The sequence below is a fragment of the Rhizobium sp. 42MFCr.1 genome, assembly GCF_000377185.1.
In the GTDB taxonomy this organism is placed as follows: domain Bacteria; phylum Pseudomonadota; class Alphaproteobacteria; order Rhizobiales; family Rhizobiaceae; genus Rhizobium; species Rhizobium altiplani.
Genome location: NZ_KB897856.1, coordinates 20,466 through 43,270, shown reverse-complemented (window position 1 = coordinate 43,270; position 22,805 = coordinate 20,466). Strand labels below are relative to the sequence as shown.

Below are 22,805 nucleotides of genomic sequence, written 5' to 3'. Positions count from 1 at the left end.
TAGCGCAATGACAAAGGTGGCCGCGGTTCGGATTTCCGATCACGCGGTCTGCCGCTCTCCTCATACTGAGGAGCGTTTCGAGCCGTAAGCAGTCGTTGTTGGCACTCGTTGCGTGTTGCCGAGAACAAGGCGCGGCAAGAGAATCGGAAGATCGCCACGTGCTTTAGGGCATTGGCAGGCTGCCTATTTCGTCTTCCTGGACACCACCCCCACAGCCGGCGCTACCAGCGCGAATTCCTTCATCTCGTCGGGAGACAGGTAGTAGAGCCTGTCGGGGGGCGTTTCCATGGCGTGGATCCAGAGGTCCGGCTTGATTCCCATGTCGTCGAGATGTCGGGTGATATCGGCGGTGGTGCGTTGGGCTTCGGACATGGCGAGATCAGGCGACAGCTTCTCCCTGGTGGCGTTGAAGACCTGATGTACGCCGATGACAGCATCCTTGTCGGCCGTACGGACGACGCCGCCGGCCATGACGATCGGGCAGGAGGAAACACAAAGCGCGCCGCTGGCGACGCTGGTCGCGATCTTGCGTTCGCGGATAACCGTGGAGATGGCGATCGCGTCGCCAATCGATCCGCCTGGCGAATCGAGCGCGACTGTTTTGACGTACTCGCCACGGGCCCGGATTTCGGCGTCAAAGCGTGCGGCCGCGCCGGGTTCGATCGTGCCCTGCGCAAGGAGCACGCCGTCCGCCCGCAGTTCGAAGCGGATCGGCCTCATCAGGACCTCGGGGTCCGCGGTGATCTCGACAGGTGCGTTTTGGGGTTTGCCCTGCGTGAGAGCCGGCGGAAGCATGGGCAGGGCACCCGGCGTAAGTGGATCGGAGGCCGGACTGTTGGGACTGGCGGAGCTGATCTCATGCCAGTCTATCACCACGAAGACGGCGGCTGCGGCGAGGAGAGCGTGGAAGGCATGCCGCATCAGCGTGCCGTCATCGGCGGAGAGCACGTAGTCCTTCAACCTTTGCCCCGCCGTTTCCAGTCTCATGCCGGCGGTCCTTTGCGTGGTCCTTTGCCTGACAGGTCGAAGCTTGCGACATTCGACTGGTCCGCCGCTTCACTGCGCTCTGCAGCATCCATGGCGGCCTCGACGTCGGCACCCTGCTGCTGGATCTCACGCCTCACTTCCAGCGCCTGCAACAGTTCGGCTGCGGTAATCCGTTCGGCGAAGGGCAGGCGCTGCTCCTGCTGGCGCAGCGTCGAGTGGACGATCGACAGCATGAAGATCAGCACCGCCGGCAAGATATCGATCGAGATGGCGCCGGCCCAGCTGGGGATGAAGTCGCCGGCGTAGCGCAGCACCGCTTCGGCCGAGGAGAGTGGAACGAACCGCCGTTCGGACACCGGCTTGCGCTCGAGGATCTGGTCGGCTGCCTGTGAGAGCACCTTCGATTGCGCCGCGACGGAGGATCGGATCGTTTCCATCACCTGGTCTTGCCGGGTGACAAGATCCGCCTCGCGTCCATCCGCCACCGGAGCGATGAAGCCGAGCGACAGGTCTTCCGCCGCGCGCTTGACCGACGGCGCGATCGAGGTCTGCTCCAGCGAGGTGATGACGCCGGAAAGCCCGACGACTTCGGCAGCGAACTGATCGGCGCGCGGATTGATCGCGCCCGGCGCCGACACCAGCGTCCGCATCGTCTCGAGATGCTTGCGGCCCGCGTCGAAGAGCGTCGTCACCCGTTCGCGCGAGGCGTTGATGCCGTTTTCGAGCTCGGTCAGCTGCGAGGCCATCTGCGACAGGAGCTGCACGACGCTGCCGGCCCCGGTCGTACCGGTCAGCGCGCCGGTCTCGCGTTCCTGGTCGGCGAGGCGCTGGAACCGTTCCTGCGTGCGCTGGATGTCGGGCAGCAGGCTCTGGGCAGCGAGGGCGTTCTGATGCGCCTGGTCGAGATCGGCCGTGTAGTCTTCCAGCGTTTCGGCCAGATGCTGTTCGAGCGCCGCGGAACCCGCCAGCGCGGCCGCGTTGAGCCAGCTCGACATGGCGATGATCATCGCGCAGCCGAGCGCCATGACACCAAGCATGGCCGTCCGCCCGCCTGTACTGGTCACGTGCGGATAAAAACGGGCCATGTAGGTCCAGAAGGCGTAGATCGCCACCGAGACGGCGCTGGAATAGATGAGCGCCGCGAAGAACACGGCGGTTGCCGATCCGTCGAGGATGCTCCGCACGCCGAGATAGGTGTAGACGCCGGAGGCGAGCGCCAGGATCGCGAACGCGAACCGGGTCATGGTCTCGACGGATTCGATGCCTTCCTGCAAGCGATGCGACGTGCCGAGCGCCATGGTCTCCTCCGGGCCAATGCATGCCTTCCGAAAGCGCATATCCGTTCGAGGCAAGGACATGCACATGAACAAAGACCTAAGGCAGGTCGCGTAAGTCTTTGTTCACGCGATCGGCCTTAGCTCCTTAAGAAACCAATATAATACCGGCAAAAGCAAGGCTTGGCATCAGGCCGAAGCCTGACGCCGTCAAGCCTTATTCGGCGGGCGTGCTGTCGGCCGACGGCGCACGCAACGACTTTTCGGAGATGTCGATCATCGGTGTGAAGCCTGCCGCCGGCATGCGGACTTCGTCGCGTTCCTCGAGGGCGGCGGTGGGGACCACGACGCCCGGCCGTTCGCTGCGTGCGACTTCGAGCTGGCCAGTCAGGATGGCGCGCTCGGCGCGCAACTGCCGGATCTCCGACTTGGCAATCTCCAGGCTGGTGCGCAGCTGGCCGATTTCGTAGCGATCGGAATCCATGCGCGTATCGATGTCGCGGCGCAGCGCATCGGCATCCCGGTCGCGGCGCACGCGCAGGCTCTCCGCCTCACGCAGCTTCAGCGTCAGCTCGTTGGTCTGCGTGGCGAGTTCGCGGCGGGCGGACTCGCTCTCGGCGCCGGTCGTGCGTGCGCGCTGCAGTTCCTCGGCAAGGCGCTCCGAGCGGGAGAGGGCGGTGACGAGTTCCGATTTGACGCGCTTGAGATCGGCGCGGGCTGCCTGCAGTTCCTCATCCGTCATCTTGTTGCGGCCGTTTGCCGTGACGAGCAGCTTCTCCACGAGTTCGGCCTTGGAGCCGATCGCCTCGTGCTTCGTCGTCAGGTGGGCGATCTCGAGCGCCGAGGAGGCCTGCAGAGTCTCGTGCTCGACTTCGAGCCGCTTGTGGCGCTCCTCGAAGAGGGCGAGGTCCTGCTTCAGGCTCGCAACGGCCATCTGCAGGTTGCGCACCTGGGCTTCCTGTTCGATGAGGCGGGATTTCAGATGGCTGCGTTCCTCGTTGAGACGGGCCATTTCGCGCGCCTGGGTGCCGTTTTCGCGGCGCGAGGTTTCGATGAGCAGCTGGTGCGCCATCGTCTCGTTGTCGAGCTTTTCGCGGGTGGCCGAGAGTTCGCGGCTGCGCTGGTCGAGCTCCGTCTGGGCGCGCTTTAGGAGTGTCGAGGCTTCATCGAACTGGATGGCGCGATCCGTCAGTTCACGTTCGGCATCGAGCAGCCGGTTTTCGATGATCGTGAATTCTTCGCGCGTGACCTGATGCACGCTCTGAAGCTTTGTCAGCTCGTCGCGGAAGGCGTCGATCCCGGAGCGAAGCTGCGCGTTGTCGGCGTAAAAAGCCTTGTTCTCGGCAGTCAGGCGAAGATTGTCCTGGTCCGCCTTTTGACGCGCATGGCTTTCGTAGTCGAGAAGCGAGCTGATGCGCGCGCATTCGGCGCGGAGCGCACCGGTCTCGTTCAGCGACTGGCTGTGAGTGCCGAGCAGCGAGGAAACGCGCTCCTGTAGCGATGTGAGGCTCGACAGCAGGTCTTCCGACGTCCGCTGGTTTTCCTCCAGTGCCGAACCGAAAGCAGCGAAATCGTTGACGTCAGGGATAGCATAGCGCAGCGGCTCTTCGGCGGCCGGGCGTTGATCCGTTATCGAAGCGGGTCGGTATCCTGTTGTCGACAGCGACTTGCCGCCGTCTTCTGCGCGACGAAAAAAACTCATGACCATGACTTATGCCCCAAAAGTACCTGTCAAAACGCCGGCGAAATATGGATTTCAGCTAATTAAGCGACCGATCGAAAATTGCCTTGATTCCGTACACGCATGCTGTGCGTGCATCTAGAAACGGCGGCGCGGTCGCTGTCAAAATACGCAAGATGACAATCAACAGGTTTGAGGGGCTGACCTGTGACATTCGCGCAACAGCCGCCTGGCGACCTTATTCCTCAGGGAGAATCCGCATGCCGTCCGTCTCAAGCTCGCTACCGAGTTCGACACTTTTCGTCTGCTTGTCGTAGACGCAAAAGTAGCTAACGAAGCCGTTCGCGCCCTTCGGTTTGCCGGTTACAAGGGCGATGCCGTAGTGCTCGCTGCCGAACGGATCGACGACTGCATGTGGAAACTCGATCGAGGCGCGCGCCGCCTGTTTGCACTTGGCTTCAACCTCGGACGCGAACTCCTGCCAGGCGTCGCCTGAGGAGGCGCGGGCGGTTCCCGCCGCAGCGATTGCCATGGCAAGTATGCAAAAGCGGATTTTATTCCTCTGCATCTGAAAAGCCCGTCTTCCAGTTGTTGTAAAACTCGCCCATGATCAGCGATTTAGGGCTGCAAAGCCAAGTGCTTGGCGAAGGCAATTTTTCCTCTCTGCCCATCTTTTTTGATATTTCGCAGGTTGCCTCTCCATGCTTGCGCTCCTATGTTCCGCCTCACCTGCCGATTACGCAAACTATTGCCAAGAGGAGACCCACAATGGCTTTCGAATTGCCCGAACTTCCCTATGACTACGAAGCGCTTCAGCCCTTCATGTCGAAGGAGACCCTGGAATTCCATCACGACAAGCACCACAAGGCTTACGTCGACAACGGCAACAAGCTCGCGGCAGAGGCAGGCCTTTCCGATCTCTCCCTCGAAGACGTCGTGAAGAAGTCGTTCGGTACCAATGCCGGCCTCTTCAACAATGCTGCCCAGCACTATAACCACGTCCACTTCTGGAAGTGGATGAAGAAGGGCGGCGGCGGCAACAAGCTGCCGAGCAAGCTCGAAGCTGCCATCAATTCCGACCTCGGCGGCTACGACAAGTTCAAGGCTGATTTCATCGCTGCCGGCACGACCCAGTTCGGCTCGGGCTGGGCATGGGTTTCCGTCAAGAATGGCAAGCTCGAAATCTCCAAGACCCCGAACGGCGAAAACCCGCTCGTTCACGGCGCGACCCCGATCCTCGGCGTCGACGTATGGGAACACTCCTATTACATCGACTACCGCAACGCGCGTCCGAAGTACCTGGAAGCTTTCGTCGATAGCCTGATCAACTGGGACTACGTCCTGGAGCGCTACGAAGCCGCAGCGAAGTAATCGGCTCGCACAAAAAAAGATGTCAGCACCCGGCGCCTCGAAACGCCGGGTGTTTTTGTTTTCGATGACTGTCACAAGCTTGTCATGCCGCGCGCCTAAAGCGCTGACATGACATCCTTTTCCGATCTTCCCATTCTCCGTTTCGGCGTCGTCGCAGATCCGCAATATGCGGCGAGGGAGCCGCATGTCGGAATGAACCGCCACTATGCCAGAAGCCTTGCCAAGCTCTCCGCGGTGGTCGAGGTTTTCAATGGCGAGGAACTGAGCTTCGTCATCACGCTCGGCGACATCATCGATCGGGACTTCGAGAGCTTCGACGACATCCTCCCCGTCTACGACCGCCTGAGACACGAAAATTTCTTCCTGCTCGGCAATCATGATTTTTCCGTCGCAGCCGATCGGTTGGCCGATGTCGCCGCCCGCGTCGGTCTGGCATCGACTTACTACAGCTTCGCCAGGCAGGGGTGGCGGTTCATCGTTCTCGATGGCAACGAGGTCAGCACCTTTGCGCCGCCGGAAGGGCATCCCTATCGGGACATAGCCGCCCGTCGGCTCGCCGAGCTTAGGGCAGCCGGCGCCATCAACGCGCAGGAGTGGAACGCCATGCCGAGCGACGAGCAGGTCGCCTGGCTTTCCGACCAGATTAACAAAGCCCGTGCTGCAGGCGAGCGGGTTATCGTCATGAACCATTACCCCGTCTATCCGCCGAACGCGCACGACAGCTGGGACCGCGAGCGCATCATCACTCTTCTGACGGCGCACGAACATGTCGCGGCCTATTTCAGCGGCCACAACCACGCCGGCAATTTCGGCACGCTCGAGGGATGCCATTTCCTCAATTTCAAGGGAATGGTCGATACCGAGACCGAGAATACCTTGGCTATCGTGGAAATCTGGGCCGATCGCATCGAAGTTCACGGTTTCGGCCGTGAGGACAGCCGGACGCTGAAGCTCCGCTAGGCTGCCGCCAATCGTTGCCTGGATAGGGCCGGCAAAGGGTGCCGCCTTCAACCCATCGGTAGGGCTTGCTGCACCTGCTGTGCTATCTCGCTTCGATCCATCGCGCCCAAAAGGCCGTCCTTTGTGTCGCAGCCATCTTGGAAAAGATCGAAGAGCGTTGAGGCTGCTCGGCAGCCTTCGAGGCTATTCGGGTCTTTCTTGTGCAGGTAGCACCACTCCGAAAGAGCCTCGAACACGACATTGATGTCATCTGTAAAGGAGATCACGTTTGATAGGTCTGTCATTTCATTCGATGCTCCGCTCAGGCAGAAGCACGAAACTCCCAAGCGGCCGTTGCCAACAGATGCCGACCGATCATGGATAATACTGCCTGCGACGCAGCATGGCTATTAATTAAGACATAGCGGGCCTCCACCAAACGCGCTGGCCTCAGAAGTCCGGGGGAATTGATCTGATCTCTCGCAGATAATGTGCGATTGGCGCCAGTTCGACGACGCTAGGCATGCTTTGGACGATGTCCTCCGGTTGGCACCACGGATAGGGGAGCGATGTGATCCAATCCATGACCGCTCCCAAATGATCCGCCGAAATGATCTCCATCCGATCGATGCTAATGACTAGCCTTTGGACAAGACCTTGGATGTCGGAAAAGTACCAATCGTAGCGGCCGCAGCCAATTCGGATGTCTCCGTTATTCTTCGCCGACATGCCGACGAGCCAATGGCATGGAAAATGGCGTCGATTGGCGTCTGTGGGGCGAGCCAGGCAGAAAGTATAGACATTTTCGAAGTCGTTCGCGAAACGCCGGCAGAGAATCTGTTCGATCTCAGGCAGGCCCTTGGCTGAACTTGGAAAGGAGATGGCGTCGGTCTTGACCACCATCTCCAGCGCAATATCCTCGGCGAAGGCGTGGCGCATCAGGAACGGCCGGTTCCCGTCTTTCGCATGGAAGTACGCACTGACGGCTTCGAACGGACTTGGCATGGCGTAACCTCCGCAATAGACCCGCATCACCCTATCCTATTTTGCTGTTACGGTGGGCGACGGAGGCGCGGTCGTGGTCGTGATAACAATCCCGTCGCCCATTCAATCCGAAGCGGACTTTTTGGAGGCTGGACTTTAGCGTCTGGCTTTCCATTTCCCTTCGATCGAAACCCATCGAAACGTGCCTCGGCCATTGAAGATTGCGACCTACAACGTCAACGGCGTGAACGGACGCCTCGAGATCCTTCTTCGCTGGCTGAAGGAGGACAAGCCCGACGTCGTATGCCTGCAGGAACTGAAGACGGAAGACGCCCGGTTTCCACGCGGTGCGCTCGAGCGGGCCGGCTACGGCGCAATCTGGCACGGACAAAAGAGCTGGAACGGCGTCGCGGTCCTATCCAGGGGCTCGACGCCGATACTGACGCGGCGCGGTCTTCGGAGCGATCCTGATGACACGCACAGCCGCTACATTGAGGCAGCCATCGACGGCATCCTTGTCGGGTGCCTCTATCTTCCGAATGGAAATCCGGCCCCTGGCCCGAAGTTCGATTACAAGCTCCGTTGGTTCCGACGGCTGCACGAATATGCAGCCGAATTGCGCGACCTCGAAATTCCGGCCGTTTTGGCTGGTGACTTCAACGTCATGCCGACGGAAATCGACGTCTACAAGCCGGAGCGCTGGCTGGATGACGCCTTGTTCCGGCCGGAGGTTCGCAAGGCCTATGCCGATCTGGTCGCACAAGGCTGGACCGACGCCGTAAGGCACCTGCATCCGAACGAGCGCATCTATACCTTCTGGAAGTACTGGCGAAACTCCTTCGAACGCGACGCTGGTCTCCGGATCGACCATTTCCTGCTCAGCCCGATGATCGCCCCATGGCTCAAGTCTGCGAGCGTGCGCAGGAAGCCCAGGAGCTGGGAACATACGAGCGACCATGCGCCAGTGATGATCGAGCTTGAGGTTCCCAAGCGCGAAGACGACGCGTGAACACGAGCGATGAAACTGGAAGGAACGCAAGATGGATGCCGACCTCGATACGATGTCGCGGAACGAATTGATCACGGAGGCGAAGCGCCTCCGCGACGCGATCAGAAAACACCGCGACGCCACAGGTCACGACCTCTGTTGGCATCATCCTCAGCTCTGGGAAATGCTGCCGGAAAAGCTCAATTCCGACATCGCGGTGCCTCCCTGGCCGAAGTTCCTCCGAGGTTGCGTCCGCTATCGTGAGAGTTTGGATCGGCAGAAGCCCGACGCACCGGTCCTGGACGAAGAGTTCAAAACCTGATTCGCGCCAACTTCACCGACGGTGAAACTCGGGCGGAAGCGGAGAGCACTGGCGTGCACCTTTCATCCACTCAGGTGGTTGCAGTGGCTGGCGTGTTCATCCACTCGCTCGTCCAGAGCTGCCGCAACCGGTCGCCTTCGCCTCGGAAATAGGCGTCTGCCGCTTCGCAATGCTCCACACGATCGCTGCGAAAATTGCGGATTGCCTGACGCAGCTCACACCAGGCGACAATGTTGGCGGTCTGCGAGTAATAGATGAGGGCGATCGGCTGGATCCTGCGCTCCGTCGTGCGGCCGAGTTCGTCGCGGTAGTAAAGTTGCAGTTTCTGTTCGTCGCGGATGGCGCGACGAACCAGACCAAGATCGAGCCCGACAGGAGATTGGGCAACCGATCCCCAGGCGTAGAGCGCTTTTCGTTCCATCGCCTGGCGCAGCGGCGCAGGTACGGCGCCTGTTATCTTCTGGTTGACGCCCTTGGCCGCCTGCTTGAGTTCCTCGTCGCCGGTTCGATCGAGCAAAGCCAGCGACAAGACGATGGCCTCCATTTCCTCGACCGAGAACATCAGCGGCGGCAGGTCGAAGCCCGGCCGCATGATGTAGCCGATGCCCCGGCCGCCCTCGATCGGAACCCGCATCGCCTGCAAGGCGGCGATGTCGCGATAGATCGAGCGCACGGTCACCTCAAGCGTCTCCGCCATGGCCGCGGCCGTCATCGGTCTGGTCGCCAATCGCAGGATCTGGATGATCTCGAAAAGCCGTGAGGCCTTGCGCATTTTTCGCCTCCGTTGGTCCAGGCTCCTGACAATACACTGTCAGTTGGGCAGTCGTATAGCTTTCCCTATCGAATTGAAAATCAACACGGTCTTGGAAATCGACCTTGAATTGGATAGCGGGTAACTGACATGACTTACAGCGAAAATCTCTGGCTCTACTTCACCCTTCTCTTCGGCATCATCATTGTCCCGGGGATGGACATGCTGTTCGTGCTGGCCAACTCCCTGAGCGGCGGCAGGCGCACGGGCATTGCTGCGACCGCCGGCATCGTGGCGGGCGGGGCGGTGCATTCGCTCTATGGCGCTATCGGTGTCGGTGTGCTCGCCGTCCTCCTGCCGACCCTGTTCAACCCGCTGCTCTTTGCCGGCGCCGCTTACATGGCCTGGATCGGCTTCACGCTGATTCGCAGTTCGATCACCGTGGAGACCGTCGGGGCGGGCGGTCTGGGCTCGGGCTGGCGGGCATTCCGCCAGGGCGCGGCGACCTGCCTGATGAATCCCAAGGCCTATCTCTTCATGATCGCCGTCTACCCGCAATTCCTGAAGCCGATCTATGGACCGATCTGGGCGCAGGGCCTGGTCATGGGCTTTATGACGATGGCGACCCAAGCGGCTGTCTATGGCACTCTAGCGCTGACAGCGGCGCGAAGCCGCACTTTGCTGGTGTCCAATCCCAAGGCGACGATCCTCGTCGGACGGGTCGCAGGCGCCCTTCTGATCGCCGTCTCAATACTGACGGCATGGCATGGCTGGCGCGTGTCCGTATGAGGAGGGCGCCGCCACCTGACGGTCCATCTTTCCTGATGTCTCACCCACTTGTTACTTTTTTGGTCTGAAAAATTTGCAATGATGCCGCCCGTCCAGCGAAGCCGGGGCTTTGAGGACCTTTGGTAATCAAACAGGAGTGCAGACATGAGACTGAAAGCTATAACCGCGGCAGTGCTCATCGCCGGTCTGGGGGTGATAGGCGTTGCGATTGCAGCGGAGGACGGCACGCACGAAGCACGTTCTGCGCTGATGAAGAAGGTCGGGGGCGCGGCAGGGGCAATGACAGCGATCGCCAAGGGCGAGAAGCCTTATGATGCGGAAGCGGTGAAGGCTGCCCTGATGACGATCTCGGAAACGGCAAAGGTTTTCCCGGATCAATTCAAGCCAGGCACCGAAACCGGGGATAAGGCAGCAAGTCCGAAGATCTGGGAAGATCACGAGGATTTCAAGGCTCGTGCGGCGAAGCTTTCAGCGGATGCAGACAAGGTTCTCGCCCAGCTTCCGACCGACGCAGCCGGAGTCGGCGGCGCTCTGAAGACGCTTGGCGGCAACTGCGGCGGCTGTCATGAGAAATTCCGCATAAAGACCGAATAGCGATCCAGGCATTTTGCTCGAACGATCCGTGCCAGCCTTGCCGCCGGTGCGGATCGTTTTATGTTTTCCGCAAAGCGGTTGGCAACAGGAGCGGTGAATGATCCGCAGGTTCGTCCGGTATTTGCTCTGTCTCGTCGGTGTATTCGTCATTGGCGGGGCGGTCTTCTATTTCATCACCGCGCCCAACGCGCTCCCCGAAAGCCACTGGGCCAACCTCGGCGATCCCGACCTGAAGAACGGCGAGATGGTCTTCTGGACGGGTGGCTGCGTCAGTTGCCACGCCGCGCCGGGATCAGAGGGCGATGCCAAGCTCACCTTGTCGGGCGGCCTGGCGTTGAAGAGCCCCTTTGGCACATTCCACGTGCCCAACATCTCGCCCGATGAGAAGGCGGGTATCGGGACATGGACGCTGGCGCAGTTCGGCAATGCGATGAAGCGTGGCGTCTCGCCGAACGGACAGCATCTCTATCCGGCCTTTCCCTACAATTCCTATGCCCGGATCAGCGACAAGGACATCAACGATCTCTTCGGCTATCTGAAGACGCTGCCGAATAGCGGGAACGTCGCCCCGCCGCACGACTTGCCTTTCCCTTATAACATCCGGCTGGCATTGGGCGGCTGGAAGTTCCTCTATTTCAACGACGAGCCGCGCGTCGTGCTCGCGGCCAATGTCGACGACAAGGTCAAGCGCGGCCAGTATCTGGTCGAAGGCGCCGGCCACTGCGGCGAATGCCACACGCCGCGCGATCGGCTTGGCGGCTTCGTGGCAAACACCTGGCTGTCGGGAGCACCGAATCCGGAAGGCCGGGGCCGCATCCCTAACATTACGCCAGGCTCGAAGACCGTCGGCGCATGGAGCCAGGACGATATCGCCAACTATCTGGAAACCGGCTTCACGCCCGACTTCGATACGGCAGGCGGCTCGATGGCGGAGGTGCAGCGCAACCTCGCTCGTCTGCCGAAGCCGGAGCTCGAGGCGATCGCAGCTTACCTGAAGGCGGTTCCGAGCCATTAATATTAGCGATATCTCAAAAATGCCGCATTGCAGCACTCCACTCGGCTCCACGCACTGGAATGCCCTGTGGCGAACCCCGGTTCGCTTTCCGAACGACGCCCAAGAACGTCTTCCGAAAGGACAGCCGCATGCATGTTACGTCGGTCAACTCTGCGGATGATCTCGAAACTGTTGCCCGCAAGGGCGGCAAATTGCGGCGCATGGTCGCCCGGTTGCCGACCTACATGGCCGACATCCGCGAAAATCCTGCCTGGCTGCCGATGTTCCTGCTGGCGCGCACCGTCCCGGCGCGCAAGGTGCATTGGCTGACCGCGCGGCGCAGCAATGGTGCGATCGAGAATCTGCCGACGCTCTTCAAGGGCGTGAATCATGCAGATGCCGTCGCGGCGCTGCGGCGCGACGGGATATTTCCGAACCTGAGCCTACCCGAGGCGATCACCCGTGAAATCGCCAGCTTTGCAGGCGCGACCCCATGCTTTGGAAATTTCGATCGCAAGATCGAGTTCCTGGCGTCCGATCGCCGAGCCGTGGAGCAGCAATGGGGGCGGCCGATCCTGAGCGGCCACCATTTCGAGCGAGCGCTTGATTGCCCAGCCGTTCGTGCTGTCCAGCGCGATCCGGTTCTGTCGGAGATTGCGCGCTGCTATCTCGGTGCGCAGGCCCGGCTGATCACCACCCGCACCTGGTGGAGTTTTCCGACGAGAGCAAGCGAAGCCGACCGCAGCCTGGCATCGCTCGACAAGTATCACTTCGATCTCGATGACTGGCGGATGCTGAAGTTCTTTTTCTATCTCGTCGATGTCGACGAGGGCACCGGTCCGCATGTCTATGTCAGGGGCAGCCACAACAAGCGGCGCCTCAAGCACCAGTTGACCCTTCTGGTCGGCCACCCCGCGCACGAGATCCTCGAATTCTACGGCAAGGAGAGCGTGATGACGCTGACCGGCGCGGCCGGCTTCGGCTTCGCCGAGGATCCCTTCGGTTTTCATATGGGCACGGTTGCCAAGACGAAGCCGCGTCTGATGATGGAGGTGGGCTTCGGTGTTTCCAAGCCCTCACGCCGCCGCTTCCACGGTGAGCCGGTCCTTCGATAAGACAAGCGGCGCGTCGGCCTAGGCCGCCTTCGGCTGGTGCTCGGCGCCGAACATCAGGACATATTGGTCGAGGTCGTCGCCTGCGTGGCCGAGGGCGCGGTAGATTTCAGCAGCAAAGGTCATCGGTGCCGATCCCGGCGCCGTCACCAGCTTTCCGGCGCGCACTGCCTGCGGGCTGTCCTTGTAGTGCGCCTGGCCGGCATAGCCCGGCGCGCTGGCGATGAAGTCGGCGGCGTTGCTGGTATGGTCGGTCGCATTCAATGCTCCGGCGCGCGCAAGCGCCAGAGTCGCGCCGCAGATTCCCGCCACGAGCTTGCCATGCGTAGTGAAGTCGTCGATCACAGGCTTCAGATCGGGTGCCTTTTCCGTTTCCCAGATCGTGCCCCCACACAGCACCAGCCCGTCGAAGGCATTGGCATGCAGGTTTTCCGCGACGGTGTCGGACGCAACGCGCATGCCGCCCATCGAGCGCACCTCAGCGCCGTCGGGCGTTGCGATCACCACGTCGAAGCCGAAATAGGAGCGCGCGGAGGCCGTCAGTTGGGCGACCTCCCAGTCGGCGAATCCATCGGTGAGGACGATTGCAAGTCGGGTCATCCGTTTCTCCTTGCAGGCTGTCCGGGGCGGTCAATGCCGCTCATGCCAAAGCTTGCATATAGCGCATGCCGGTGACCGGGCGAGGCACGAAGTCCATATTCTCGTAGAAGCGATGGGCCTGTACATTGCCGGTGGCGGCGCTGACTGAGAGGTAGCCGCAGCCTGCACTGCGGGCCGTGTCGCGGGCGCGGTTGACGAGATGCTGACCGACGCCATGGCCGCGATGGCCGTCCCGCACGAAGAGATGATGCAGATCCATGCCGCGAGCACCGTCCTGCGCCCTGTAGAGCGGCACAAGAATGGCGTAGCCGATCAGGCCTTCATCGCTTTCGGCAACCAGGGCGCTGATCCATGGCACCGGACCGAACAGGTCACGCTCGAGCTGCTCCGGGCTCGAGGCGGCCGGATCGCCGTGGTGCTTGGCGAGCAGGCCGATCATTTCGTTGAGTTCGGGCAGGTCACGCGGCTTGGCGGCGCGGATATTGATCACCGGCGGGCGGATCAATGAGATTTCGGTGTCTTCGATTTCAAGCATGGTCTTCGCGTCCTTGTGTGGTGTTCTGCCGTCAGGACGCTGCCGATACAACAAAGCCGCCTGACGGCGGCTTGTTGACAATATGATCTGTCCGGCCGCCCCTTACAGGTACAGCCAAAAATACGAGCTGGTGATGTGCGCGTTCTTGATCATGTGTTGATAGATCATCCAGAACGCGGTGTTTGTCAATGGGTTTTGTGAGCTCGCGCTTGGAAGCGAACAGCGTCGCCTGACGCAGCCGTCCGATCGCTCAGTCACCGACATCGAGAGCCAGATCGGCAAGTGTCATGCCGATCTGTACGCCGCCGCTGATCGCTCTTGGCGCCGAAATCGCGAGGCCGTTGATGTCGCTTTTCATCTCAGGGATATTTGTATATAGGGTACCCCCCTATGCTAAATGGATAAGCTTATGTCCCACACCACGCACCAGAAGAAGAAGCTGCTGGCTCGCGTCAGCCGTCTGAAAGGCCAACTGGAAGCCGTCGAGCGCGCGCTGGAGGCGGAGCGACCCTGCGGGGAGATCTTGCAGCTGCTTGCCTCGATCCGCGGCGCCCTGAACGGCCTGACCGGTGAAGTGCTGGACGACCACCTTCACGAGCATGTCCTGCATGCCGCCGATGAGAAGGCCCGGATGGAGGCCGTCGAGGAAATATCCGAAGTTCTGCGAACCTACATTCGCTGAGACAACCGACATGAGGAGCGTGCGATGGCCGCACAGACCCAAACACTTGAGCACGACCACGTTTTCCTGGGTGCCGACCACGACCGCAACGCCCGGCGCGTTTGGTTCGTCATTGCGCTCACCGCCGTCATGATGGTGGTCGAGATCGGCGCCGGAACCTACTACGGCTCCATGGCGCTGGTCGCCGATGGCTGGCACATGTCGACCCACGCGAGTGCGCTGCTGATCTCGGCGGTTGCCTATCTCTATGCCCGCCGTCAGGCGCACAATCCGCGCTTCACCTTCGGCACCGGCAAGCTCGGCGATCTCGCGGGCTTTGCCAGCGCCATCATTTTGATGCTGATTGCGCTCCTGATGGCCTGGGAGAGCTTCCTGCGCATCACCCATCCCGTGCAGATCAGTTTCGCCCAGGCGATCGGCGTCGCTGTCGTCGGTCTGCTGGTCAATCTGGCGAGCGCCTGGCTCCTGAAGGACGACCATCATGGCCACAGCCATGGCCATTCCCACCATCACGAGCATCACCATCACGGCGATCATGCCCACCATGGCGACCATGCACATTCCGCACATGCCTCGGACAACAACATGCGCGCCGCCTACGTCCATGTCATCGCGGATGCGCTGACCTCGGTACTTGCCATCGCCGCACTGCTGTTCGGCAGCCTCTACGGTTGGCTCTGGCTTGATCCGCTGATGGGCATCGTCGGGGGCCTTATCATCGCCCAGTGGTCGTGGGGCCTGATGCGGTCGTCCGGCCGCGTGCTGCTCGATGTCGTGCCGCAGGAGGCAGATCTACAGGACGAGATCCGTTCGGCGCTGGAAACGGGCGGCGAGCGGATCACCGATCTCCATGTCTGGCAGGTCGGTCCCGGCCACCACGCCGCGATCGTCGCTCTGGTGACCCCACAGGCGGAAAGTCCTGCCTTCTACAAGGCAAAGCTCGGACCCGTTGCCGGCCTCTCGCATGTCACCGTCGAGGTCACGCAGTCCGCAGCCGCTTGACGCGACTCATCGGGGCCACAATCAGTCTCTAGCCAAGTGTTCGTTGATTTGAGGCAGAGGAATTTTCATGCGTGGCTTTTCGATCCGTCGCCGGACCCTTCTCGGTTCGGCATTGCTTTCACCTGCCTTGCTCCTGCCGCGCGTTGCGTGGTCGGAAAACAGCGACGATGAAATCAACCGGCGGATGGACGCGCTCGAAAAGGCGATCGGCGGTCGCATCGGCGTGTCGGCGATCGACACGGAGACCAACATCTCCTTCGGTTACCGCGAGACCGAGCGCTTCCCCCTCTGCAGCACCTTCAAGGTCCTGGCTGCGGGGTTGGTGCTGGCGCGTGTCGACAAGGGACAGGAAAATCTCGAGCGGCGCGTCGTCTACGAGCAGGACAAGCTCGTCACCTATTCGCCGGAAACGGAAAAGCACGTCGGCGGCGAGGGCATGAGCATCGGCGAACTCTGCGAGGCGGCGATCACACTGAGCGATAACACGGCAGGCAACCTGCTACTGGAGAGCTTCGGCGGACCGGCCGAGTTGACCAAATGGCTGCGCACGCTCGGCGATCGATCGACGCGGCTCGACCGCTGGGAAACGGCGCTCAACGAAGCCAAGGACGGCGACCCGCAGGATACGACCACTCCGGACGCGATGGTCGACACACTCGGTAACCTGACGCTGGGCTCGGCCCTGTCGGAACCGTCGCGTGACAAGCTGGTGGCGTGGATGGTGGCGAACACGACAGGCGGCGCGCGGCTGCGCGCCGGCCTGCCGGACACGTGGAAGATCGGCGACAAGACGGGCACCGGAAACAACGGCAGCGCTGCCGATATCGCCGTCGTCTGGCCGCCCGGTCACGGTGCGATCCTGGTCGCGGCTTACCTGACGCAGGCCAAGGCGCCGGTCTCCGAGATCAACCCTGTCTTCGCCGAGGTCGGAAAGATCGTGGCCGATATGGTCGGATAGCGCTTTCCTCTCAAAGAGATGCTACGGAAACGTGAATCTCCGTCGCATCGATCTGAGTCAGTTTGTGAAGGCTTCATCGCCGAACTGAAGCGTTGTGCCAGGCAGGTTTCGTGAAATGTGGCGCCACTGGTCCTTTGGCAACTCAACATGACCGCTTTGCGCCGAAAGCAGCCGCCCTGTTGTCGCCTATCGCCATACTCACGCGATCGTTGCGAGCAGATCCTCCACCGAGGCAACGCGGACGAAGGACTGCGCCGCCGGGGCAAGATCAGGGTCCAGAGTAACCAATGCGTCCGCCTGGAGCTGCGCGACGGCGATGTATTCGGCACAATAGGTATTCGTCCATTCGAGTTTGCTGGCGATGTTCCACGCGTACCGCTGCAACACGCGGTCGCCGAGCAGTCGAATTCTCAGACCGCGAAGATAGTCCAGCTGATCGTCAGCTTCCCTCAGCAATGCGCGGAGAATGGCGCGGCAGTCCTGCCCGGAGCTTGTGTCGGCGGGCTTGGATGGCCGGGACAAGTGGCGGCCATCCAATGGGTCTCGAGGCGTCAGGGCAGGGCGTAGCCGATCACATAGTCACCGGCCTTGGTGCCGACCGAGCCATGTCCGCCGGCGACGATGACGACGAACTGGTTGTTGTCGCTGGTCGTATAGGTCATCGGCGTCGCCTGGCCGCCGGCCGGCAGACGGGCCTGCCATAGTTGTTGGCCGTTGGTGACATCGTAGGCTCGCAGGTAGTTGTCGACGGCAGCCCCGAGGAAGGCGACCCCGCCCTTGGTTAGCATCGGGCCACCGATGCCGGGTACGCCGACCTTGAACGGCAGCGGCAGCGGCGTCATGTCGTGCACGGTGCCGTTCTTCAGCTTGTAGGCGATCTTGCCGGTGAGAAGATCGACGCCGGCGACGTAGCCCCATGGCGGCGCCTGGCAGGGGACCTTGAGCGGTCCGAGGAACGGTCCCATGAATACCCCGTAGGGTGCGCCGTCGTTGCGGTTGAGGCCCTGTTCGCTCCCTTTCTCATCCTGCCCCTTCGGCGGGATGTCGGAGGCGGGAACCAGCCGCGAGGTGAAGGCAAGATAGGTCGGCATGCCGAACATGATCTGCCGCTCCGGGTCGACAGCAACGCTGCCCCAATTGAAGGTGCCGAAATTGCCGGGGTAGATGATCGAGCCCACGAGCGAAGGCGGCGTATATCGCCCTTCATATTTGTATCGGTGGAAATCGATGCGGCAGGCGAGCTGGTCGAGCAGAGTCACCCCCCACATGTCGTTCTCCTGCAGCGGCGGCGGCGAGAAGGTGAGGTCGGAGATCGGCTGCATCGGCGACGTATGATCCTCAGGGATGGCACCTGATGGCGCGGGGATTTCCTTGAAGGGAATGATCGGCTCACCGGTACGACGGTCAAGCACGTAGATGTCGCCCTGCTTGGTCGGGCCTACCAGCGCCGGCACGACGGTCCCCTCGGGCTTCTTCATGTCGAAGAGCACCGGCTGGGCCGGCACGTCCATGTCCCAGAGATCGTGATGGACGAACTGTTGAACCCATTTCAGCTGCCCGGTGTTGATGTCGAGCGCGACGATCGAGGAAGAGAATTTCTCGACGTTCTCGCTTCTGTTCATACCGAGCTGGTCCGGCACCTGGTTGCCGAGCGGGATGTAGACCATGCCGAGCCCGTCATCGACGCTGAAGACCGACCAGCTGTTCGGAGAGTTGGTCGTATAGGTCCGGCCTTGGGGCAGGGGGGTTGTCACATCGGGATTGCCGGAGTCCCAGTTCCAGATCAGAGCACCTGAATTGATGTCGAATGCGCGGATGACGCCGGACTGCTCGTGCGTCGAATAGTTGTCGTTGACGGCCCCGCCGATGATTAGCTTGCCGGCGACCGCGACCGGCGGCGAGGTCGAATAGTAGTAGCCGGCCGGATTGTACTTCATGCCCTGCTCAAGATGCAGCACACCCTGATCCGCAAAGCTCGTGCAGACCTTTCCGTCGAGCGCATCGAGAGCGATCAGCCGCGCATCCGAGGTCGGCAGGTAGACCCGATCGACGCAGGGCTGGCCGGCGGCCGTCGCCGTATCGTGGTAATAGGTGACGCCGCGGCAGGTCTGGTGCTGCCTGTCAGGGTTCATGCCGGAATTGGCGTCGTATTTCCATTTTTCCTTGCCGGTCGTCGCGTCGAGCGCGATCGCCCAGTTATGCGGCGTGCAGAGGTAGAGCGTGTCGCCCACTTTGAGAGGTGTCACCTGGTAGGTCGTTTCGCCGACATCATCGGGTCGCTTCACGTCACCGGTCTGATAACGCCAGACCTCCTTGAGATCCTTGACGTTGCTAACATTGATCTGGTCGAGCGGCGAGTAGCGCTGGCCGAATGGGGTGCGGCCATACTGGTGCCATTCGCCGTCCTGAACGGTGCCGCCGAATGTCGTCGTGCCGGAAGCCTCGGTCGGCAGGTTGCCGTGCAGGTCATGCCGGTCCGTCGTCATCGAGAAGCTCGCAACGGCGATGGCGATCAGCACCGGAATGGTAAGCGGCCAGTGGCTGGCCCCGTAGGACGTCCCGGTCGGACTCTGGAAGCCGAGGGGCCGACGGATCCAGGGCGTCAGCAGCCACAGTCCGAGCAGGATGATCAGACCGCCGCGCGGACCGAGTTGCCACCAATCGAAACCGACCTCCCAGATCGCCCAGACAAGCGCAACGATGATCAGAGCCGCGTGGACCCACAGGGCGGCTGCACGACGCAGCAGAAGCAGGACGGCGGTGATGAGAAACATCGCACCGGCGAAGAGGTAAAAGAAGCTGCCGCCAAGGATGATGAGCCAAAGCCCGCCGCCGACCAGGGCAAGGCCGAGGAGCATAAAAAGAACGGAGGTAATGACGATTACTACCATTATGGGGAACTCCCGCTGAGGCCGGGTGCGGTCAGGCGCGAAAAATGCCTTCTAATCAGCGAGATAGAGCGGTCGCAATGGGCGTCAACTGCGACCATAGGTGTCAGAGGGGATAGGTTTGCATCCGATCACGTGCCGCAGAAGGTCTGCAGCACACGTTCTTCCGGCTTCGGCGGCTCCATGTAGGCCGCAAAGTCCGGTTGGTCGTCATACGGCTTGGCGAGAACGGCAAGCAACGCCTCGAACAGCGAAAAGTCGGCATCCTCGACGGCGGCGTTGATCGCCTGCTCGATGCGGTGGTTGCGCGGAATGAAGGCGGGATTGACAGAGCGCATGGCCGCCCTGCGCTCGGCCTCGGTCCGGCCCTCGTCACGGGTCAGGCGGTCGCGCCAGCGGGCAAGCCATTCGCGCGCCCCATCCGGTTCCCGGAAAGCCGAGAGGAACAGTGCCTCGCCATCTCCTGGACCGACGGCGTCGGAAAGGCGGCGGAAGGCGAGGGTAAGGTCGGCCTGGCTTGCCTGCATCGCGGCAAGCAGCGATTGAATAAGGTCCAGATCGCCGTCTTCGACGGTCGATAGGCCGATCTTCTCGCGCATGCCGCGCAGCCAGTGGATCTGGAAGCGCTCGCCATATTGCTGGATCACGCTGTTGGCTAGCTCGACGGCCTTTTCCGCATCCGCATCAAAGAGCGGCAACAGGGTTTCGCCAAGCCGTGCCAGGTTCCATTGGCCGATGCCGGGTTGATTGGCATAGGCATAGCGGCCGCCCTGGTCGATCGAGGAAAAGACCGTGCCGGGATGGTATTCGTCCATGAAGGCGCAGGGGCCGAAATCGATCGTCTCGCCCGAAATGGTCATGTTGTCGGTATTCATGACGCCGTGGATGAAGCCGATATGCAGCCACCTGGCGATCAAGGCCGCCTGCCGCTCGCAGACGGTCTCGTAGAGCGCGAGGTAGGGATTGTCCCTGTCCTTGAGTTCCGGATAGTGCCGGTCGATCACATAATCGGCCAGCGCCCGAACGCCGTCGGTATCGCCCCGCGCGGTGAAGAACTGGAACGTGCCGACGCGAATGTGGCTTGCGGCAACACGGGTAAACACTGCACCTGGCAGAATGTTCTCGCGATAAACGGGCTGCCCGGTCGAAACGGCGGCCAGCGCGCGGGTTGCCGGGACGCCGAGCGCATGCATCGCTTCGCTGACGATATATTCCCGAAGCACCGGGCCGAGCGCGGCACGGCCATCGCCGCGGCGGGAATAGGCGGTCTGGCCCGCACCCTTCAGCTGGATGTCCCAGCGCTGGCCGTTTCGGTCGATCACCTCGCCAAGCAGGATCGCCCGCCCGTCGCCGAGCAATGGCACGAAGGAGCCGAACTGGTGCCCTGCATAGGCCATCGCCAGCGGATCGGCGCCTTCAGTCACGAGGTTGCCCGAAAAGATCGCCGCGCCGTCGCGCTTCAGCGCCTCGACATCGAGGCCGAGTTCTTCCGCAAGCGGTTCGTTCAGCTTGATCAGCCACGGCTCGGCGGCCTGCGAGGGCGCCTGGCGCGTAAAGAATTGCTGTGGCAACCGCGCATAGCTGTTGTCGAAGGCGAAGGGCCGCGAAGGGGATGCATTCTGAGCAAGGGTCATATGCTTTAGGTAGGGCTCCGGCGCGCATGACGCAAGCCGGGAGCCCTTGCTCCGAGCTTGCGGCTGGTCGTGCGGCGCTTCAGTAGCCAGCCATTCCCGGATGGCACGGCTGCCTTTCCATATAAGCATAACGACGCCACATTTGCGGGCGTATACAAGGATCTCTAATCCCCTTTTGGCATCACGCCATACCATACCGCGGCCATCGCTTCCGCGCCGGCCACGCCATTGCGAGTGATCCCTGACGATGTCGGATCAGATCTATCAGGCGGCTGCCGTCGGGCGCGCCAAGCCCAATTTCCGCGTGATAGCGATGATCGTGGCGAGCGCCATGTTTATGGAGCAGCTCGACGCCACCGTTCTGGCGACGGCGCTGCCGACCATGGCACGCGATTTCGGCGTCAGCGCCCCGTCGATGAGCATCGCGCTGACTTCCTACCTTCTCAGCCTGGCGATTTTCATTCCGGCAAGCGGCCTGATTGCCGATCGCTTCGGCTCGCGCACCGTTTTCCGCTCGGCGATCGCCGTCTTCGTGACAGGCTCCATCTTCTGCGCGCTGTCGCCCAATCTCCTCTGTCTCGTGCTGGCGCGACTGCTGCAGGGCCTTGGCGGCGCGATGATGCTGCCGGTCGGGCGCCTCGTGCTGCTCCGCAGCGTCTCCCGCAAGGACATGGTCAACGCCATGTCGTGGCTGCTGGTGCCGGCGCTGATCGGCCCGATCCTCGGCCCTCCGGTTGGCGGCCTGATCGTCACCTATCTCGACTGGCGCTGGATCTTCTACATCAACGTGCCAATCGGCATCATCGGCTTCACCCTGGTCTCGATCTTCATCGAGGACTTCAAGGGCGAGGCGAAGCGCCCGTTCGATTCGGTTGGTTTCATTCTCTCCGGTATTGCGCTCGGCTCGCTGTTGTTCGGTTTTGAAAGCTCGAGCCGTCCGGGCGAGGGTGCGTTCTCGCTGTTCCTCATCGCGGTCGGTCTGCTCTTCGGCGTAGCCTATCTCAAGCATGCCCGCCGCCACCCGGCGCCGATCATGGATTTTTCGCTGATGAAGGTGTCGAGCTTCGGCACGTCGGTCATTGCCGGTTCGCTGACCCGTATCACGCAGGGCGCGCAGCCCTTCCTGCTGCCGCTCTATTTCCAGCTCGGTTTCGGACTGTCGGCGGCCAAGGCCGGCCAGCTCGTCACCGCAGCGGCCCTCGGCTCGATGGCGATGAAGGCCGTCGCACCCAGCGTACTGCGCCGTTTCGGCTTCCGCAACAGCCTGGTCGCGAACGGCATCATTGCCACCTGCGGCTATGCCCTCTGCGCCGCCTTCCGGCCCGACTGGCCGCTGGGGCTGATCTTCGCGATCCTCGTCATGTGCGGCTTCTTCATGTCGTTCCAGTTCACGGCCTACAACACGGTGGCCTACGATGAGATCGACCGCGATCGCATGAGCTCGGCCACCAGCTTCTACACGACGTTCCAGCAGCTGATGCTGTCGCTCGGCATCTGCGTCGGCGCGCTGGCGCTCCACACGTCGATGACGGTCAACGGCAGCGAGACGCCGGAGCTCCACGATTTCTCCGCCGCCTTCCTTTTCGTCACCGCGATCTCGATCACGGCGACCTTCTGGAACCTGCGCTTTTCGCGCAGCGCCGGCGCCGACATCAGCGGTCATAACGCCGGCAAGGCTGCGCACACCGCAGAACACTGACCGCGACGCGGCAGAGAACTG

At 61.7% G+C, this 22,805-nt stretch carries 24 protein-coding genes; 12 read left to right on the top strand and 12 right to left on the bottom strand.

Translation table 11 applies throughout. The features are described from left to right. Window positions 1-183 precede the first annotated feature (183 nt). The 4 genes from C934_RS32560 to C934_RS0126040 form a co-directional block, all read right to left on the bottom strand. On the bottom strand, window positions 184-987 hold the full coding sequence (locus C934_RS32560; protein ID WP_018859488.1) for a hypothetical protein: 804 nt from the start codon (window positions 985-987) through the stop codon (window positions 184-186). Then, on the bottom strand, window positions 984-2,285 hold the full coding sequence (locus C934_RS0126050; protein ID WP_018116222.1) for a hypothetical protein: 1,302 nt from the start codon (window positions 2,283-2,285) through the stop codon (window positions 984-986). Before C934_RS0126050 ends, C934_RS32560 begins: the two co-directional genes overlap by 4 nt. Before the next feature lie 193 nt (window positions 2,286-2,478). Further along, the gene (locus tag C934_RS0126045) at window positions 2,479-3,969 is read right to left on the bottom strand and encodes a hypothetical protein (RefSeq protein ID WP_018859487.1); all 1,491 of its coding nucleotides are present in this window, start codon (window positions 3,967-3,969) and stop codon (window positions 2,479-2,481) included. Between the two features lie 211 nt (window positions 3,970-4,180). Beyond that, window positions 4,181-4,510 (bottom strand): hypothetical protein, encoded by a 330-nt coding sequence (locus tag C934_RS0126040; RefSeq protein WP_025661062.1) that lies wholly within the window; start codon window positions 4,508-4,510, stop codon window positions 4,181-4,183. 200 nt (window positions 4,511-4,710) lie between these two features. Between C934_RS0126040 and C934_RS0126035 the strand changes: the two genes are divergently transcribed. Together C934_RS0126035 and C934_RS0126030 are read left to right on the top strand one after the other, a co-directional pair. Further along, window positions 4,711-5,313: a superoxide dismutase gene (locus tag C934_RS0126035; protein ID WP_018116360.1), complete on the top strand. Its 603-nt coding sequence runs from the start codon at window positions 4,711-4,713 to the stop codon at window positions 5,311-5,313. Window positions 5,314-5,421: 108 nt separating this feature from the next. Further along, complete coding sequence (locus tag C934_RS0126030; RefSeq protein ID WP_018859486.1) at window positions 5,422-6,273, top strand: metallophosphoesterase; 852 nt, start codon at window positions 5,422-5,424, stop codon at window positions 6,271-6,273. A gap of 47 nt (window positions 6,274-6,320) precedes the next feature. Here the strand turns inward: C934_RS0126030 and C934_RS0126025 are convergent, their stop codons facing one another. Beyond that, window positions 6,321-6,557 carry a hypothetical protein gene (locus C934_RS0126025; RefSeq protein WP_018859485.1) on the bottom strand — a complete coding sequence of 79 codons (237 nt, stop codon included), beginning with the start codon at window positions 6,555-6,557 and terminating at the stop codon, window positions 6,321-6,323. A 145-nt stretch (window positions 6,558-6,702) separates the two neighbouring features. Beyond that, window positions 6,703-7,257, bottom strand: coding sequence for a hypothetical protein (locus C934_RS0126020; protein WP_018859484.1), 555 nt, complete (start codon window positions 7,255-7,257; stop codon window positions 6,703-6,705). Window positions 7,258-7,450: 193 nt separating this feature from the next. Here C934_RS0126020 and xth point away from each other — a divergent pair, with 193 nt between their 5' ends. Both xth and C934_RS0126010 read left to right on the top strand, forming a co-directional pair. Next, window positions 7,451-8,245: an exodeoxyribonuclease III gene (xth, locus tag C934_RS0126015; RefSeq protein ID WP_018859483.1), complete on the top strand. Its 795-nt coding sequence runs from the start codon at window positions 7,451-7,453 to the stop codon at window positions 8,243-8,245. 31 nt (window positions 8,246-8,276) lie between these two features. After that, window positions 8,277-8,546: a hypothetical protein gene (locus tag C934_RS0126010; RefSeq protein ID WP_018859482.1), complete on the top strand. Its 270-nt coding sequence runs from the start codon at window positions 8,277-8,279 to the stop codon at window positions 8,544-8,546. Between the two features lie 70 nt (window positions 8,547-8,616). Here C934_RS0126010 and C934_RS0126005 read toward each other — a convergent pair whose 3' ends face one another. Beyond that, window positions 8,617-9,318 (bottom strand): helix-turn-helix transcriptional regulator, encoded by a 702-nt coding sequence (locus C934_RS0126005; RefSeq protein ID WP_018859481.1) that lies wholly within the window; start codon window positions 9,316-9,318, stop codon window positions 8,617-8,619. 129 nt (window positions 9,319-9,447) lie between these two features. On the opposite strand from C934_RS0126005, the gene C934_RS0126000 reads away from it, so the two are divergent. From C934_RS0126000 to C934_RS0125985, 4 genes are all read left to right on the top strand, one after another. Continuing rightward, window positions 9,448-10,086: a LysE family translocator gene (locus C934_RS0126000; protein ID WP_018859480.1), complete on the top strand. Its 639-nt coding sequence runs from the start codon at window positions 9,448-9,450 to the stop codon at window positions 10,084-10,086. Window positions 10,087-10,230: 144 nt separating this feature from the next. Further along, a complete protein-coding gene (locus tag C934_RS0125995; RefSeq protein ID WP_018116350.1) occupies window positions 10,231-10,680 on the top strand; it encodes a c-type cytochrome in 450 nt (149 codons plus the stop codon). A 97-nt stretch (window positions 10,681-10,777) separates the two neighbouring features. Further along, on the top strand, window positions 10,778-11,695 hold the full coding sequence (locus tag C934_RS0125990) for a c-type cytochrome (protein WP_018859479.1): 918 nt from the start codon (window positions 10,778-10,780) through the stop codon (window positions 11,693-11,695). Between the two features lie 128 nt (window positions 11,696-11,823). Then, window positions 11,824-12,789 carry a hypothetical protein gene (locus C934_RS0125985; RefSeq protein ID WP_018859478.1) on the top strand — a complete coding sequence of 322 codons (966 nt, stop codon included), beginning with the start codon at window positions 11,824-11,826 and terminating at the stop codon, window positions 12,787-12,789. Window positions 12,790-12,807: 18 nt separating this feature from the next. Here the strand turns inward: C934_RS0125985 and C934_RS0125980 are convergent, their stop codons facing one another. Both C934_RS0125980 and C934_RS0125975 read right to left on the bottom strand, forming a co-directional pair. After that, on the bottom strand, window positions 12,808-13,386 hold the full coding sequence (locus C934_RS0125980) for a type 1 glutamine amidotransferase family protein (protein WP_018859477.1): 579 nt from the start codon (window positions 13,384-13,386) through the stop codon (window positions 12,808-12,810). Window positions 13,387-13,426: 40 nt separating this feature from the next. Then, window positions 13,427-13,921, bottom strand: coding sequence for a GNAT family N-acetyltransferase (locus C934_RS0125975; RefSeq protein ID WP_018116573.1), 495 nt, complete (start codon window positions 13,919-13,921; stop codon window positions 13,427-13,429). A gap of 409 nt (window positions 13,922-14,330) precedes the next feature. Between C934_RS0125975 and dmeR the strand changes: the two genes are divergently transcribed. The 3 genes from dmeR (at window position 14,331) to bla (ending at window position 16,563) form a co-directional block, all read left to right on the top strand. Further along, complete coding sequence (gene dmeR, locus C934_RS0125965; protein WP_018116571.1) at window positions 14,331-14,603, top strand: Ni(II)/Co(II)-sensing transcriptional repressor DmeR; 273 nt, start codon at window positions 14,331-14,333, stop codon at window positions 14,601-14,603. Between the two features lie 24 nt (window positions 14,604-14,627). After that, entirely contained in the window at window positions 14,628-15,605 is a 978-nt protein-coding gene (dmeF, locus tag C934_RS0125960) for a CDF family Co(II)/Ni(II) efflux transporter DmeF (protein ID WP_018859475.1), read from the top strand. Window positions 15,606-15,672: 67 nt separating this feature from the next. Continuing rightward, entirely contained in the window at window positions 15,673-16,563 is an 891-nt protein-coding gene (bla, locus tag C934_RS0125955; protein ID WP_018859474.1) for a class A beta-lactamase, read from the top strand. A gap of 198 nt (window positions 16,564-16,761) precedes the next feature. Here the strand turns inward: bla and C934_RS35865 are convergent, their stop codons facing one another. The 3 genes from C934_RS35865 to C934_RS0125940 form a co-directional block, all read right to left on the bottom strand. Further along, window positions 16,762-17,085 carry a hypothetical protein gene (locus C934_RS35865; RefSeq protein WP_245268011.1) on the bottom strand — a complete coding sequence of 108 codons (324 nt, stop codon included), beginning with the start codon at window positions 17,083-17,085 and terminating at the stop codon, window positions 16,762-16,764. A gap of 29 nt (window positions 17,086-17,114) precedes the next feature. Then, complete coding sequence (locus C934_RS0125945; protein WP_018859472.1) at window positions 17,115-19,454, bottom strand: glucose/quinate/shikimate family membrane-bound PQQ-dependent dehydrogenase; 2,340 nt, start codon at window positions 19,452-19,454, stop codon at window positions 17,115-17,117. Between the two features lie 128 nt (window positions 19,455-19,582). Beyond that, window positions 19,583-21,085, bottom strand: a complete 1,503-nt coding sequence (locus tag C934_RS0125940; protein ID WP_018859471.1) for a protein adenylyltransferase SelO — start codon at window positions 21,083-21,085, stop codon at window positions 19,583-19,585. A gap of 247 nt (window positions 21,086-21,332) precedes the next feature. Here C934_RS0125940 and C934_RS0125935 point away from each other — a divergent pair, with 247 nt between their 5' ends. Beyond that, window positions 21,333-22,784 carry a DHA2 family efflux MFS transporter permease subunit gene (locus tag C934_RS0125935; RefSeq protein WP_018859470.1) on the top strand — a complete coding sequence of 484 codons (1,452 nt, stop codon included), beginning with the start codon at window positions 21,333-21,335 and terminating at the stop codon, window positions 22,782-22,784. The last annotated feature ends 21 nt before the right edge of the window (window positions 22,785-22,805 follow it).

What these genes read in the sequence shown, in the direction of transcription:
- C934_RS0126050 (WP_018116222.1), bottom strand. Translation starts at nt 2,285, where the DNA reads ATGGCGCTCGGCACGTCGCATCGCTTGCAGGAAGGCATCGAATCCGTC.
- C934_RS0126000 (WP_018859480.1), top strand. Translation starts at nt 9,448, where the DNA reads ATGACTTACAGCGAAAATCTCTGGCTCTACTTCACCCTTCTCTTCGGC.
- C934_RS0126010 (WP_018859482.1), top strand. Translation starts at nt 8,277, where the DNA reads ATGGATGCCGACCTCGATACGATGTCGCGGAACGAATTGATCACGGAG.
- C934_RS0126040 (WP_025661062.1), bottom strand. Translation starts at nt 4,510, where the DNA reads ATGCAGAGGAATAAAATCCGCTTTTGCATACTTGCCATGGCAATCGCT.
- C934_RS0125935 (WP_018859470.1), top strand. Translation starts at nt 21,333, where the DNA reads ATGTCGGATCAGATCTATCAGGCGGCTGCCGTCGGGCGCGCCAAGCCC.
- C934_RS0126035 (WP_018116360.1), top strand. Translation starts at nt 4,711, where the DNA reads ATGGCTTTCGAATTGCCCGAACTTCCCTATGACTACGAAGCGCTTCAG.
- dmeR (WP_018116571.1), top strand. Translation starts at nt 14,331, where the DNA reads ATGTCCCACACCACGCACCAGAAGAAGAAGCTGCTGGCTCGCGTCAGC.
- C934_RS0125940 (WP_018859471.1), bottom strand. Translation starts at nt 21,085, where the DNA reads ATGACCCTTGCTCAGAATGCATCCCCTTCGCGGCCCTTCGCCTTCGAC.
- C934_RS0125945 (WP_018859472.1), bottom strand. Translation starts at nt 19,454, where the DNA reads ATGGTAGTAATCGTCATTACCTCCGTTCTTTTTATGCTCCTCGGCCTT.
- C934_RS0125985 (WP_018859478.1), top strand. Translation starts at nt 11,824, where the DNA reads ATGCATGTTACGTCGGTCAACTCTGCGGATGATCTCGAAACTGTTGCC.
- C934_RS0126025 (WP_018859485.1), bottom strand. Translation starts at nt 6,557, where the DNA reads ATGACAGACCTATCAAACGTGATCTCCTTTACAGATGACATCAATGTC.
- C934_RS0126045 (WP_018859487.1), bottom strand. Translation starts at nt 3,969, where the DNA reads ATGGTCATGAGTTTTTTTCGTCGCGCAGAAGACGGCGGCAAGTCGCTG.
- C934_RS0126030 (WP_018859486.1), top strand. Translation starts at nt 5,422, where the DNA reads ATGACATCCTTTTCCGATCTTCCCATTCTCCGTTTCGGCGTCGTCGCA.
- C934_RS0125975 (WP_018116573.1), bottom strand. Translation starts at nt 13,921, where the DNA reads ATGCTTGAAATCGAAGACACCGAAATCTCATTGATCCGCCCGCCGGTG.
- C934_RS0126020 (WP_018859484.1), bottom strand. Translation starts at nt 7,257, where the DNA reads ATGCCAAGTCCGTTCGAAGCCGTCAGTGCGTACTTCCATGCGAAAGAC.
- bla (WP_018859474.1), top strand. Translation starts at nt 15,673, where the DNA reads ATGCGTGGCTTTTCGATCCGTCGCCGGACCCTTCTCGGTTCGGCATTG.
- C934_RS32560 (WP_018859488.1), bottom strand. Translation starts at nt 987, where the DNA reads ATGAGACTGGAAACGGCGGGGCAAAGGTTGAAGGACTACGTGCTCTCC.
- C934_RS0125980 (WP_018859477.1), bottom strand. Translation starts at nt 13,386, where the DNA reads ATGACCCGACTTGCAATCGTCCTCACCGATGGATTCGCCGACTGGGAG.
- C934_RS0125995 (WP_018116350.1), top strand. Translation starts at nt 10,231, where the DNA reads ATGAGACTGAAAGCTATAACCGCGGCAGTGCTCATCGCCGGTCTGGGG.
- C934_RS0126005 (WP_018859481.1), bottom strand. Translation starts at nt 9,318, where the DNA reads ATGCGCAAGGCCTCACGGCTTTTCGAGATCATCCAGATCCTGCGATTG.
- C934_RS0125990 (WP_018859479.1), top strand. Translation starts at nt 10,778, where the DNA reads ATGATCCGCAGGTTCGTCCGGTATTTGCTCTGTCTCGTCGGTGTATTC.
- dmeF (WP_018859475.1), top strand. Translation starts at nt 14,628, where the DNA reads ATGGCCGCACAGACCCAAACACTTGAGCACGACCACGTTTTCCTGGGT.